The organism is Bradyrhizobium sp., assembly GCF_035701725.1.
Taxonomy (GTDB): domain Bacteria; phylum Pseudomonadota; class Alphaproteobacteria; order Rhizobiales; family Xanthobacteraceae; genus Bradyrhizobium.
In genome coordinates this window covers 1-13,198 of record NZ_DASSRP010000061.1, presented here as the reverse complement: position 1 = coordinate 13,198, position 13,198 = coordinate 1, and the positions used below count along the sequence as shown (strand labels likewise).

Genomic DNA, 13,198 nt, shown 5'->3' with positions numbered 1-13,198 from the left:
GGCGACGGCGGTCGCGCTCGCCGACACCGACGCAACGTCGGTCGAAGCCGAAGCGCTTGCCCGTTCGGTCGTGTCGGATTTCGAGAGCTACGTGAAGCTCAACAAGAAGATTTCGGCCGAGGTCGTCGGCGTCGTGCAGGCGATCACCGATTTCGCCAAGCTCGGCGACACCGTCGCCTCGCATCTGGCCGTGAAGATCGCCGATCGCCAGGCGATCCTGGAGACGCTGTCGGTCACCGCGCGGCTCGAGAAGGTGCTTGGCCTGATGGAGAGCGAAATCTCCGTGCTCCAGGTCGAGAAGCGGATTCGTTCTCGTGTTAAACGACAAATGGAGAAGACGCAGCGCGAGTATTACCTCAACGAGCAGATGAAGGCGATTCAGAAGGAACTCGGCGACGACGAGGGCCGGGACGAGCTCGCCGATCTCGAAGAGAAGATCAACAAGACCAAGCTTTCCAAGGAAGCGCGGGAGAAGGCTCAGCATGAGCTGAAGAAGCTGCGCCAGATGTCGCCGATGTCCGCGGAAGCGACCGTGGTGCGCAACTATCTCGACTGGCTGCTCTCGATCCCGTGGAACAAGAAGTCCAAGGTCAAGAAGGATCTGGTTGCCGCGCAGGAAGTGCTCGACAGCGATCACTATGGCCTTGAGAAGGTCAAGGACCGCATCGTCGAATATCTCGCCGTGCAGTCGCGCGCCAACAAGCTGACCGGACCGATCCTGTGCCTCGTCGGGCCTCCCGGCGTCGGCAAGACCTCGCTCGGCAAATCGATCGCCAAGGCGACGGGCCGCGAGTTCGTTCGTGTCTCCCTCGGCGGCGTGCGGGATGAGGCCGAAATCCGGGGTCACCGGCGGACCTATATCGGGTCGATGCCGGGCAAGATCATCCAGTCGATGCGCAAGGCGAAGACCTCGAACCCGCTGTTCCTGCTCGACGAGATCGACAAGATGGGCGCCGATTTCCGCGGCGATCCGTCCTCGGCCTTGCTCGAGGTGCTCGACCCCGAGCAGAACTCGACGTTCAACGACCACTATCTGGAGGTCGATTATGACCTCTCCAACGTGATGTTCATCACGACCGCGAATACGCTCAATATTCCAGGTCCGCTGATGGACCGCATGGAGATCATCCGGATCGCGGGCTACACCGAGAACGAGAAGGTCGAGATCGCGCGCAAGCACCTGATCCCCACCGCGCTCTCCAAGCACGGCCTGGACAGCAAGGAATGGTCGATCGACGACGACGCGCTGCTTCTGATGATCCGCCGCTACACCCGCGAAGCGGGCGTGCGCAACCTCGAGCGTGAGCTTTCGACACTCGCCCGCAAGGCGGTGAAGGAGCTGATGATCTCGAAGAAGAAGTCGGTCAAGGTCACCGAGAAGACGCTCGAGGACTTCCTCGGCGTGCCGAAGTATCGCTACGGCGAGATCGAAAGCGACGACCAGGTCGGTATCGTCACGGGCCTTGCCTGGACCGATGTCGGCGGCGAGTTGCTGACGATCGAAGGCGTGATGATGCCCGGCAAGGGCAAGATGACGGTCACGGGCAATCTGCGCGACGTGATGAAGGAGTCGATTTCGGCGGCGGCATCGTTTGTCCGCTCACGCGCCGTCGGCTTCGGCATCGAGCCGCCGCTGTTCGACAAGCGCGACATCCACGTCCACGTGCCGGAAGGCGCGACCCCGAAGGACGGGCCGTCGGCGGGCGTTGCGATGGCGACCGCGATCATCTCGGTGATGACCGGCATTCCGGTTCGGCATGATGTCGCCATGACCGGCGAAATCACGCTGCGCGGACGTGTGCTGCCGATCGGCGGTCTGAAGGAGAAGCTGCTCGCTGCCGCGCGTGGCGGCATCAAGACGGTCTTGATCCCGGAAGACAACGCCAAGGATCTCACGGAGATTTCCGATGCGATCAAGGGCGGGATGAACATCATCCCGGTCGGCCGGCTCGACGAAGTCATCTCCAAGGCTTTGGTGCGGACCCCCGTGCCGATCGTCTGGGAGGAGGACAATGCCAAGGTGCCGGTGACCCCGGACGCCGGCGATGAAGCCTCCGGCGGCCTGACCGCCCACTGATAGAGCAATCAATGAAAACGGCGCCTTCGGGCGCCGTTTTTTTCGTTATCCTTGCCCGCCATTCCCGGACGATGCCGCCGTATCGGACCTTGCGTGCAAGGGCGGCTCAAGGCTAAACACGGCGGCGAGGGCGGCTAGCTCAGCTGGTTAGAGCATCTCGTTTACACCGAGAGGGTCTGCGGTTCGAATCCGTAGCCGCCCACCATTTTCAGAAATGATCGTCCGATTGCCACGAACACTGCTTCGGGCCGGTCCGTGCGGATCGCGCCGGCGATAGGCAGGTCGCACGCGGCAGCGCGTGATCCCGTACCAACCGCATGATACCGTTCGACGTCACATAATACCGCAGCCGTCAAGGTGCAGCGCGGGAACAATTGGGTGAAGTATCAGGAATTATCAGCACTGTGGCCATCGAGCTACATCAGTGCGAGCGATTCTGTGTTCTTTTGTTTCCGAAAGTTTCTTGAATTTTTTTTAATTTCTGAGTGGGGGATATTTAAATGAAGAAGCTGATATTGGCGTTAAGTGCGACTGCTTTTCTTGGAAGCGCTCCCTTCGTTTTCGCGGCCGACATGGCTGTGAAGGCGCCGCCCCCGCCAGTGTCACCGATGACGGACTGGTCCGGCTTCTATATCGGTGTTCACGGTGGCGGCGGCTGGAATGGCACCAATGATTGGTATATCGCGGGCGGGCCCCTGATCGGATCGGGCGGCCTCAACGGCAGCGGAACCACCGCCGGAAATTCGGGAAGTTGGGCCGCATTGAGTGGCGGGCTCGCCGGTGGTCAGATTGGTTATAACTGGCAGATAAATCATTTGGTTTTTGGCGTGCAGGGGGATGGGTCCTGGGCCAACATCAAGGGAAGCGCTGGCAACCCGCTCAACCTGGTCGATGGTCGATGCTCGTTTGCCGGCACACCTGATCAAACGGCCGAGTGCCGCACCAACATCAGGGCGATGGGAAATCTGACGGCTCGGGTTGGGTATCTCGTGACACCGAGCACGCTTTTCTACGGCAAAGCAGGCGTCAACATCACCAGCATAGACTTCCAGGTTCTCAATGACATCGGCTTCAGCGGGACGTGCGGCGCGCCCGGAGTCGGCACGCGATATCCGGGCTACAACGTTGTCAATCGGACGACGGCAGGCGCTACTGCCGGACTTGGCATCGAGCAGCGGGTCTGGAACAATCTGACGGTCTTCGGCGAATACGATGTGGTGCAGACCGGCGGCTCCTTTTCTAACTTCAACACCGGCGGCACAGGAGCGGGTGGCTGTACGAATAACTTCGTATCTCAGACGAACATCGGTACCGCTACGCAGCTGTTCAAGGTCGGCCTGAATTATCAGTTGCACTGAACGAAGCCTTCTCAAGGTCAGGAAAGCCCCGGCGCGGTCCGGGGCTTTTTTGTTCGTGCGTAGCGGTGCGAACTGCCGCGCCTTTCTCGCGTGATGGGATGATCTCAGAGGCGTACGATGCACCGTCGTCCAGTCGTTCGCGCTCTGACTCCATTCTGTTCTCAAAGAACGAATCGGAATCGCGCAAATCAGCGCGGCGCATTTCCTAACAAATCGTAGTCCACCGACCCTTCACGCGTCGATCTGCGCCGCACGCGGCGCTGTAGCATGGTACTGCCGATTTTCCCGCATGCTGCGCGCACTGAGGAGCATGGCTGAAGCGGAACCGGCCAAATATCCAACCATTGTCGCGGCACTGCACTATGGCTTCAAACGGGGCAATTGGAAGTAGCGCAGTAGGGGTCGCCTGGTTTTTGCTCACCGCCTGGGCGGCCCCGCTTTCGCTTGCCGTTCTTTCTGAATCAAGATCCTCAGGCCGTCGCGTCCACGTCAAGTCAGACATCGCGCAATGATTCAGCGCTGTGGAGCGGCTGGGTTGGGGTGGCCGCGATCAAGTCTCGGTCCAAAATGCAGATCACAACGCGGTCACAGAACTGCCTGCGAGGCACTGTGATTTGCACCGCGGTTCGAATCCGTAGCCTTCCACCGTTCCTCGAGGTGCGACATCGCTGGATCGTTCGCGCCTTGATTCCATTCCGTTCTCAAAGAACGAATCGGAATCACGCAAATCAGCGCGGCCCAATTGCTAACAAATCGTAGTCGATCGGCGCGTTGCGCTTCCAGGCGTGCATGACGTTTTGCGCACGCAACGCGCGGTGGTCAGTCCAAGATCAAGTTGAGACGCGCGGCGTGCGGCAGCGAGGAAATGAAGATGGCCCCGGCACCGCATCACCGAAGCCCGGGGCCATCCGTTGCTCTTCCCAAGGGGCAGTTTAGGGGGAGCGGGTTCAGTTTGCGGCAGATCATGGTGGGATCGCGCCGTTTTCACCCGCGCAAAAGAACTAGTCCTGATGCGCCGCCGCGCCCGGCTGCCGACTTGCGCGAGGCAATGCTTCTCACGGTCAAATGGCGCTTCTGCGTTCGTCCGTTCCCGCCGTGATGTATTCAGCAGCCGCTGAGCGACCCGCCCACCATAGCGGTCAGATTGGCGGACCCTCCGTCGGATGTCGGCACCGGCGGTGGACAGATCGGAGAGGCGGCGTGGTTCGACGCCGCGGCCGTGGATACTGCCGATTGCCTCGATGTGCTCGCCGTCTCGCCGGGCAACTGCAAAGGCACCTGCGACGTATTCGACGTCGGCGCGCTAATGCCCGAGGTGCCGGTACCGATCGCAGCCGATCCGGTTGCTGCACCGTTGGTCGCGCCGGCTCCAAACCCGGTCGAAAAACCCGACGGCAAAGGCTGCGTCGGCACGCTAAGCGGGTCGGCACCGGTTCCAACTGTGGACGCTGTCTGGGCCTGCGCCGCCGTGATGCCGAGTGCCGTCATGATCGTCAGAAAGAACAGCCGCATCGCATTTCTCCTGCGCGCGTTTTCACAGTTGCGATGCGGGACAACGCGCGGAAGGGACAAAAGTGCAGATGAAGTTTCGGAAGGGTGGAACTGGAAGGCACCCACGAACCGCCGCGGGCGTTTCTGACCGCAAAGCAAGGAGCGCTCAGAACCGCGCCGACAAGCCGGTGTAGATTTGAGCCTTGGGAGCCGCGCTGTTGAGGCCAAGATTGAGGCCGACATCGAGAATGGTGTGCTGGCTCAAGCGGAAATTCATGCCGAAGTCGAGCGTATAGATCGGCGGCGTGGCCGGATCGGTTCCAGCCGACGAATAAAGTTCGACCATCGCGTTAACGCCGTCCGTTCCCGGCAGCCCATGGCTGACGCTGACCAGGTTGACAAAATTGGCGTAGCGGTCGTTGCCGAAGGCGCTTTTCAAATCGTCGATCTCGGTCATCAGCGTCACGATGAAATCGCCCGGCCGCAGCGCAAGCGGCGCGATCAGGCCGCCCTCGACCGCGCCATTGCTGATCAGCGGATACGATGATGGCAACTTGACATAGGGGATCAGGGCGAAGCCTGCCGGGCCGCTATCATTGCCGAACAGGTTGATCTTGCTGCGCAGGAAAATGTCGCCAAAGCCGGTCGTGTTCTGGAAATTGAATGGCGATGGCCTGTCAAAGGATTCCGTATATTGCAGTCCGTTGAACTGGACCTCGATGTCCATCCAGTTGGTCAGGCCCAGTTTCAGCGTTGGATCGAGCGTCTGCAAGCTGTGGGTCGTAGAACCATTTGAATTTGAGATGGTGTAATTCGCAAGATCGGTCTCGATCTCGAAATGCCCCGCATCGATGGTTCGAACCGAAAAGCCCTTGGTGGGACGGTCGGGCGCAAATTTTCGCATGAGGTCGTCGGGAACAGGATCGAACAGGCTGTAGCCGCTCTTGTCGAGGTCGTCCGCTTTTGCCCGTGGTGGGACCAGCGTGATCAGGACCACGACGGCCGAAAGTCTGACGATCATATCTTCAACTTTCGGTGCGTCGCTGCCACGGCCGATGGAGCGCCTGCCACGCGGGGCGCGCGCGCTGGGTTGGATGTCGCGGCTCATTGAAGCCGCTTTGCGGCGGTCGGTGGATTAAAAATTCCGTCATCGCCGCAGGCAGGCTGCGCGCAACAATATGAGGACTGGGCTAGTGTCCTGATTGCGAAGTTCGTATTATTTCTAGCCATGTTTCGATCATCGGAATCGAGACACCAGCAAACCTATTGATCTAGTGGGGCTTTGGTTCAGACGTCAGCATGAAGAACGCGCGGCAATGGTGCGCGAACCCCTGAACCGCCACGCTTACTATTTTTATGCTATTTCCACGCACATTGAGCGCAGTTGAAGAAGGTAAGAAGATGGACGCACCGAAGGGACACGAGCAGAACGCGGATCAGATTGCATACTGGAATGGCGTCGGCGGCCAGCGCTGGGCGCAGCGTCAGCCGGTGCAGGACATCCTGCTTCAGCCGATCGCCGACATCTTGATCGACCGGGCCAAGATCAAGAGCGGCGAGCGGGTGCTCGATGTCGGCTGCGGCAGTGGATCGACCACGTTTGCTTTCGCTAGGGCGGTGGGGCCAAGCGGACATGTCCTGGGGATCGACATTTCGGGGCCGATGCTGACGGTGGCACGGGAAGTGACGCCGCCCGGCGCGCCAGTTGAGTTCACGCTTGCAGATGCGACCATCTATCCGTTTGAGCCCGAGAGTTTCGATCTGCTCGCCTCGCGCTTCGGCGTGATGTTCTTTGCCGATCCCGCATTGTCATTCACCAATATGCGCAAAGCGCTGCGGCGATCGGGTCGGCTCGCCTTCGCCTGCTGGCGCGAGGCGGCGAAAAATCCGTTTTTCATGGTGCCGCTGCAGGCGGCTTACCAGCACGTGCCGAAAATGCCGCAGGTCGGACCGGAGGAACCCGGTCCGTTCGCCTTCGCCTCCGAGGAGCGCGTGAAGCGCGTCCTGGAGGCGGCGGGCTTTTCGCAAGTTGCGATGGAGCCGGTCGATCTTGCGCTCGATGTGGCGATCGGCGGCGGGCTGGAGGCCGCGGTGAAAAGCGCCGTGGAAATCGGGCCGGCGGCGCGCGCCTTGACGGATCAGCCGCCGGACCTGGTCGCTGCCGCCACGCAGGCGATCCGCGAGTCGTTGCGGCCGTACGTAAAAGGAGAGACGGTGCCGCTCGAGGCCTGCATCTGGATCGTGACGGCGCGCGCATGATCCGGAAAAGTGGGAACCGGTTTTCCGAAAAAGATCATGCGCAAGTAAATTGATGGACGAAGGCCTACGCCCGTTCTTCCCAGATCATCGCCAGATGAACGATGGTTTGCACGGCCTTCTCCATGTCCTGCCGGCTGACCCATTCAAGCCGCGAGTGGAACGCGTGCTCGCCGGCAAAGATGTTGGGGCAGGGCAGTCCCATGAACGACAGCCGCGAGCCGTCGGTGCCGCCGCGGATCGACGTCTTCATCGGACTTAGCCCCGCGCGCCGGACCGCCTCGACCGCGTAGTCGACGATCTCGGGGTGGCGGTCGATCACCTGTTTCATGTTGCGGTATTGCGGCTTGATGTCGAGCCGATAGGTCGAGCGCGGATAGTTCTTCATCACGCCCTGGATGATGGTCTCGAGCAAGGCTTCCTTTTCCCGCAATCCCTGTTCGGTGAAATCGCGCACGATCAGGCCGAGCGTCGCCGTCTCCAGCGTGCCGCCGATGGCGATCGGGTGCAGAAAGCCCTCCCGGCCTTCGGTGGTCTCGGGCGACTGGTTCTTCGGCAGCCGCTCGACGATCGAGGCCGCGATCTTGATCGCATGCTCCATCTTGCCTTTGGCAAAGCCGGGATGGGCGGAAACGCCTTCGATGACGATGGTGGCGGCATCCGCCGAGAACGTCTCGTCCTCGATCTGGCCGGCGCTCTCGCCGTCGATCGTATAGGCGAAGGCGGCGCCGAGCTTCTTCAGGTCGACCTTATCGACGCCGCGGCCGATCTCTTCGTCCGGCGTGAACAGGATCTTGATGGTGCCGTGCCTGATCTGCGGGTTGTTCACCAGGAAATGCACTGCGTCCATGATCTCGGCGAGCCCGGCCTTGTTGTCCGCGCCCAGCAAGGTCGTACCGTCGGTGGTGATGATGTCATGGCCGATCTGGTTTGCGAGCGCCGGATGTTCGTGGAAGCGGATCACCTGCGAGGGATCGGCCTCGAGCACGATGTCGCCGCCCTGGTAATTCCGGATCATCCGGGGGGTGACGTGGGCGCCCGAGCAGTCGGGCGAAGTATCCATGTGCGAGCAGAAGCAGATCACCGGCACCTGTTTGTCGGTATTGGCCGGCAGCGTCGCGTAGACGTAGCCGTGTTCATCGAGATGGGCGTCGGCAAGGCCGATGTCGCGCAGCTCGGCAGCGAGCAGCCGGCCCAGATCCTTCTGCTTTTCGGTCGAGGGACAGGTCGCCGACGCCGGGTCGGATTGGGTGTCGATCACGACATAGCGCAGGAAGCGCTCGGTCACGGTATGGGCGAAGTGGAGGGGCTGGCGTTCCGTCATGCAAGCGCGAGTAACAGAAAATTCCCCGCCGCGGTAGCGTCACTCCGGATGGCGGCGATACCGTCCCGGAATGACGGTGTCTTGATGAAAAACCAATGGCTTAAGCGCCGTTCCGTCAGACCGCTTCCTTCAGTTCCTTGGCGGCGCGGAAGGCGACCTTCTTGCTCGCCTTGATCTGGATTTCTTCGCCGGTGGCAGGGTTACGACCCACACGCGCGGCGCGCTTGCGGACCTGGAGGATACCGAGGCCGACGATGCGGATGCGCTCGCCCTTCTTCAGGTGCGTGGTGATCCGGTCCACGAGGCCGGTCAGGATGGCTTCGGCCTGTTTCTTGGAAAGCTCCTGCTCGTCGGCGATATCAGCCGCGAGATGCTTCAGCGTAATGGTGGCAGGGGTCGCCGGTTTCTTCGCCATATCTAGCCCTCCTCGTTATCCATGATGTCAGGAACCGCAAGCCTAGCCGCTTAGTTGATTCGAGCGGTGGCCGCCTACGCCGTTTCGCTGGAAAATAGGCCCTTTTTCGCATCGCTGACGCAAAAAGCCCTGCAGGACGGCGGGATTTGCAATATCCTTGACTAACGAGGGGCACCCCTTTAATTCCTGCTCCCGTTGCGGACCCATCGTCTGGATTGATGCATCCGCGGGAGTAGCTCAGTTGGTTAGAGCGCCGCCCTGTCACGGCGGAGGCCGCGGGTTCGAGTCCCGTCTCTCGCGCCATCCCCCTTGGATGGCGCCCTTTATCACCCCGCCCTTTATCACCCCACTCAGACATCGCTGATCGGCCGGTCGCATGGCCGGCAACAGTCCAGGCGGAACGCCCAAAAAAGCAAAAGGGCCGCTGGGGGAGAGCGGCCCTTTCACATCCTCGTTGGGGGGACGAGGTCCTCGGGGGGACGAGGTTAGCGGACGATTGAGGCATCCGAGCTGGTCAGGACCACCGGTTTTCCGGCCTTCATGACGCGGGCGCTCTGGGTGTATTCGGAGCCCTGGTGGGCCGACAGGGCAAAGCCGGCGACCGCAATCCCGGCGATCAGCGCCATCACCACGATCTTCAGGTGGGTCGCACGGTCCGCGGAATGGATCGAATGGTTCATCTGAGCCTCCAGGCGACTTGGCCGCCATCTCGTTGGTTCCTCATGTACCCCCCAATTGTTTCCGGCTGGTTTCGTCGACTCCTCAAAATGGTTTCATCGCCAAAAATCGGGCTTGGAACGACGGCAAGCACGGTCGGGCCCGGTGCGATTTTGAAACCAAATTCGAAGGCGCCGCCGACCCGCGCGATGGCAGTTTTCCACGCGCGGCAGGGCCGGGAAGGGCGTCAAGATAGCTTGTCTTGCGCCTCTTGGTGCGCTGCGCTAAGCCTCGGAACAATTCTAATCCTTCCGAATCTGCGGATGCTCCGTACCCGCAGCCAAAAGGTCCCTCCCATGACCGGCATCTTGCAGAATTACCTTCCATTGGTCGTCTTTGTCGGGGTGGCGGGTCTGATCGGCCTGGTGCTTCTGATCGCGCCGTTCGTGGTGGCGTTCCAGCAGCCCGATCCGGAAAAGCTGTCGGCCTACGAATGCGGCTTCAATGCCTTTGACGATGCGCGCATGAAGTTCGACGTCCGCTTCTACCTGGTCGCCATCCTCTTCATTATCTTCGACCTCGAAGTCGCGTTCCTGTTTCCCTGGGCAGTGGCGTTCGGAAAGCTGGGCGCCACGGGCTTCTGGTCGATGTTTGTGTTTCTGGCCGTGCTCACGGTCGGCTTTGCCTATGAATGGAAGAAAGGCGCACTCGAATGGGATTGAGCCCAGCTCCCGCCAAGCCGGGATTTGCGCCGGCGGTTGGCCCCGCCGCGACCGGCATCATTGATCCCTCCACGGGAAAGCCGGTCGGCGCCAACGATCCGTATTTCCTGGAGATCAATCACGAGCTCTCCGACAAGGGCTTCTTCGTCGCCGCCGCCGATGACCTGATCACCTGGGCGCGCACGGGGTCCCTGATGTGGATGACGTTCGGACTGGCATGCTGCGCGGTCGAGATGATGCAGGTGTCGATGCCGCGCTACGACGTCGAGCGCTTCGGCTTTGCGCCGCGCGCTTCGCCGCGGCAGTCCGACGTGATGATCGTGGCGGGAACGCTGACCAACAAGATGGCACCGGCGCTGCGCAAGGTTTACGACCAGATGCCGGAGCCGCGCTACGTGATCTCGATGGGATCATGTGCCAATGGCGGCGGTTACTATCACTATTCCTACTCGGTGGTGCGCGGCTGCGACCGCATCGTGCCCATCGACATCTACGTGCCCGGCTGCCCGCCCACGGCGGAAGCGCTGCTCTACGGCATTCTGCTCCTGCAGAAGAAGATCCGGCGCACCGGAACCATCGAACGTTAGGGTTAGGTCATGGATGACGGCAGGCTTGACGCTCTGGGGCAGACGATCGTTGGCGCGCTGGCGGGCGCTGCAACGGGTCACTCGGTGGCGTTCAATCAGCTCACGGTCGAGGTGAATGCTGCGCGCATCGTCGATGTCGTCCGTTACCTGCGCGACGATCCGGCCTGCCGCTTCGTCAACCTGACCGACGTCACCGCGGTCGACTATCCCGGCCGCGAGAAGCGGTTCGACGTGGTGTATCACCTGCTCTCGCCGACGCTCAATACCCGCATCCGTTTGCGCGCCGAAGCCGACGAGACCACGCAGGTGCCCTCGATCATCGACGTGTTTCCCGGCGCCGACTGGTTCGAGCGCGAGACCTACGATCTCTACGGCGTGATCTTTGTCGGTCATCCCGACATGCGTCGGCTGTTGACCGATTACGGTTTCGACGGTCACCCGCTGCGCAAGGATTTCCCGCTGACCGGCTTCGTCGAGGTGCGCTACGACGACCAGGAGAAGCGGGTATTGTACGAGCCGGTGCGGCTCAACCAGGAATTCCGGAAGTTCGACTTCATGTCGCCCTGGGAAGGGGCGGACTATCCGCTGCCGGGTGACGAGAAAGCGAAGACGTAGCCGAAGCCATGAACGAACAGAGCCCAGCCTTACGCAACTTCACCATCAACTTCGGTCCGCAGCATCCGGCCGCGCACGGCGTACTGCGCCTCGTGCTGGAGCTGGATGGCGAGGTGGTCGCCCGCGTCGACCCCCATATCGGGCTGCTTCATCGCGGCACCGAAAAGCTGATCGAGCACAAGACCTACCTTCAGGCGATCCCGTATTTCGACCGGCTCGACTACGTCGCGCCGATGAACCAGGAGCACGCGTTTTGCCTGGCGGCCGAAAAGCTGCTCGGCATCGAAGTGCCGCGCCGCGGACAATTGATCCGCGTGCTCTACTGCGAAATCGGCCGCATCCTTTCGCATCTTCTCAACGTCACGACGCAGGCGATGGACGTCGGCGCGCTCACCCCGCCGTTGTGGGGCTTCGAGGAGCGCGAGAAGCTGATGGTGTTCTACGAGCGCGCCTCGGGCTCGCGCATGCATGCGGCCTATTTCCGCATCGGCGGCGTGCATCAGGACCTGCCGCCGAAGCTGATCAACGACATCGACACCTGGTGCGACGCCTTCCCGACGGTGATCGACGATCTCGAAACGCTGCTGACCGGAAACCGCATCTTCAAGCAGCGCAACGTCGACATCGGCGTCGTGACGCTGCAGCAGGCCTGGGAATGGGGCTTTTCGGGCGTGATGGTGCGCGGCTCCGGCGCCGCCTGGGACCTGCGCAAGTCGCAACCTTACGAATGCTACGCCGAGATGGATTTCGACATTCCGATCGGCAAGAACGGCGACTGCTACGACCGCTACTGCATCCGCATGGAAGAGATGCGGCAGTCGGTCAAGATCATGAAGCAGTGTATTGCGAAGTTGCGCGCACCCGACGGGCAGGGACCGGTCGCGGTGCAGGATCACAAGATCTTTCCCCCGCGCCGTGGCGAGATGAAGCGCTCGATGGAGGCCTTGATCCATCACTTCAAGCTCTACACCGAAGGCTTCCACGTGCCGGCCGGTGAAGTCTATGCGGCCGTCGAAGCGCCCAAGGGCGAGTTCGGCGTCTATCTCGTCGCCGACGGCTCCAACAAGCCCTACAAGTGCAAGATCCGCGCGCCGGGTTTTGCGCATCTGCAGGCGATGGATTTCATCTGCCGCGGCCATCTGCTGGCCGACGTCTCGGCCATCCTCGGCTCGCTCGACATCGTGTTCGGAGAGGTCGATCGGTGATTGCGCCACCGCCCATCCAGTTCGACCGCGCCTCAGGCGCCCTGGAAGGGGCCAACCTGTGGGAGCGGACGGCTGCGCTGGCGCTGGCGACGGGATCGAAAATATCCTCGCACTTCTCGCATCGCGGCTACAATGGCTGCGCCAATCTGCTGCGCAAGACGCTGCCGGAGCGCAACATCGCGATCAAATTGAACGAGGATGCGACGTTCGAGTTTCCCTATGGCGACGGCTACTGGAGCAAGCTGCTCAATCGCTCGTACAGCTACGAAGACGAACTCGAACTGCTGTTCCGCCATTCGCGCGACGTCGACTACACGCTGCTCGATTGCGGCGCCAATTACGGCTACTGGTCGGTGCTGGTCTCCAGCAAGCCCTACGGATCGCACAAGGCGATCGCGATCGAGCCGGCGTCGCAGAATTTCGCCAAGCTGAAGAACAACGCCGAGATCAACGGCAACCGCTTCGAGGCCATGAAGTGCGCGATCGGCGCC

General features: G+C 61.4%; 13 protein-coding genes and 2 tRNA genes. 11 read left to right on the top strand and 4 right to left on the bottom strand.

The features are described 5' to 3' along the window. The 4 genes from lon to VFL62_RS03065 all read left to right on the top strand — a co-directional run. The coding region (gene lon / locus VFL62_RS03080) for an endopeptidase La (RefSeq protein ID WP_325170908.1) at nucleotides 1-2,077 on the top strand (2,077 nt) is incomplete at its 5' end. A gap of 128 nt (nucleotides 2,078-2,205) precedes the next feature. After that, nucleotides 2,206-2,282 (top strand) — tRNA-Val (locus VFL62_RS03075). Between the two features lie 295 nt (nucleotides 2,283-2,577). After that, nucleotides 2,578-3,435 (top strand): hypothetical protein, encoded by an 858-nt coding sequence (locus VFL62_RS03070; protein ID WP_325170907.1) that lies wholly within the window; start codon nucleotides 2,578-2,580, stop codon nucleotides 3,433-3,435. Nucleotides 3,436-4,654: 1,219 nt separating this feature from the next. After that, nucleotides 4,655-5,074 carry a hypothetical protein gene (locus VFL62_RS03065; protein WP_325170906.1) on the top strand — a complete coding sequence of 140 codons (420 nt, stop codon included), beginning with the start codon at nucleotides 4,655-4,657 and terminating at the stop codon, nucleotides 5,072-5,074. An 18-nt stretch (nucleotides 5,075-5,092) separates the two neighbouring features. On the opposite strand, the gene VFL62_RS03060 is transcribed toward VFL62_RS03065, so the two are convergent. Beyond that, entirely contained in the window at nucleotides 5,093-5,947 is an 855-nt protein-coding gene (locus tag VFL62_RS03060) for a transporter (RefSeq protein ID WP_325170905.1), read from the bottom strand. A 380-nt stretch (nucleotides 5,948-6,327) separates the two neighbouring features. Here VFL62_RS03060 and VFL62_RS03055 point away from each other — a divergent pair, with 380 nt between their 5' ends. Further along, the gene (locus VFL62_RS03055; RefSeq protein ID WP_325170904.1) at nucleotides 6,328-7,185 is read left to right on the top strand and encodes a class I SAM-dependent methyltransferase; all 858 of its coding nucleotides are present in this window, start codon (nucleotides 6,328-6,330) and stop codon (nucleotides 7,183-7,185) included. Nucleotides 7,186-7,249: 64 nt separating this feature from the next. Here VFL62_RS03055 and pepT read toward each other — a convergent pair whose 3' ends face one another. Next, nucleotides 7,250-8,506 carry a peptidase T gene (gene pepT, locus VFL62_RS03050; protein ID WP_325170903.1) on the bottom strand — a complete coding sequence of 419 codons (1,257 nt, stop codon included), beginning with the start codon at nucleotides 8,504-8,506 and terminating at the stop codon, nucleotides 7,250-7,252. A gap of 115 nt (nucleotides 8,507-8,621) precedes the next feature. Next, the gene (locus tag VFL62_RS03045; protein WP_325170902.1) at nucleotides 8,622-8,921 is read right to left on the bottom strand and encodes an HU family DNA-binding protein; all 300 of its coding nucleotides are present in this window, start codon (nucleotides 8,919-8,921) and stop codon (nucleotides 8,622-8,624) included. Between the two features lie 226 nt (nucleotides 8,922-9,147). On the opposite strand from VFL62_RS03045, the gene VFL62_RS03040 reads away from it, so the two are divergent. After that, a tRNA-Asp gene (locus VFL62_RS03040) sits at nucleotides 9,148-9,224 on the top strand. A 182-nt stretch (nucleotides 9,225-9,406) separates the two neighbouring features. Here the strand turns inward: VFL62_RS03040 and VFL62_RS03035 are convergent. Further along, nucleotides 9,407-9,601, bottom strand: coding sequence for a hypothetical protein (locus VFL62_RS03035; protein WP_325170901.1), 195 nt, complete (start codon nucleotides 9,599-9,601; stop codon nucleotides 9,407-9,409). Nucleotides 9,602-9,934: 333 nt separating this feature from the next. Between VFL62_RS03035 and VFL62_RS03030 the strand changes: the two genes are divergently transcribed. The 5 genes from VFL62_RS03030 to VFL62_RS03010 form a co-directional block, all read left to right on the top strand. Next, nucleotides 9,935-10,300 carry an NADH-quinone oxidoreductase subunit A gene (locus VFL62_RS03030; protein WP_325170900.1) on the top strand — a complete coding sequence of 122 codons (366 nt, stop codon included), beginning with the start codon at nucleotides 9,935-9,937 and terminating at the stop codon, nucleotides 10,298-10,300. Beyond that, nucleotides 10,291-10,887, top strand: coding sequence for a NuoB/complex I 20 kDa subunit family protein (locus VFL62_RS03025; RefSeq protein WP_414644586.1), 597 nt, complete (start codon nucleotides 10,291-10,293; stop codon nucleotides 10,885-10,887). Before VFL62_RS03030 ends, VFL62_RS03025 begins: the two co-directional genes overlap by 10 nt. Before the next feature lie 9 nt (nucleotides 10,888-10,896). Then, on the top strand, nucleotides 10,897-11,502 hold the full coding sequence (locus tag VFL62_RS03020; protein WP_325170899.1) for an NADH-quinone oxidoreductase subunit C: 606 nt from the start codon (nucleotides 10,897-10,899) through the stop codon (nucleotides 11,500-11,502). 8 nt (nucleotides 11,503-11,510) lie between these two features. Beyond that, a complete protein-coding gene (locus VFL62_RS03015) occupies nucleotides 11,511-12,707 on the top strand; it encodes an NADH-quinone oxidoreductase subunit D (protein WP_325170898.1) in 1,197 nt (398 codons plus the stop codon). Beyond that, a partial coding sequence (locus tag VFL62_RS03010; protein WP_325170909.1) for an FkbM family methyltransferase occupies nucleotides 12,707-13,198 on the top strand: 492 nt, incomplete at its 3' end. The genes VFL62_RS03015 and VFL62_RS03010, both read left to right, overlap by 1 nt.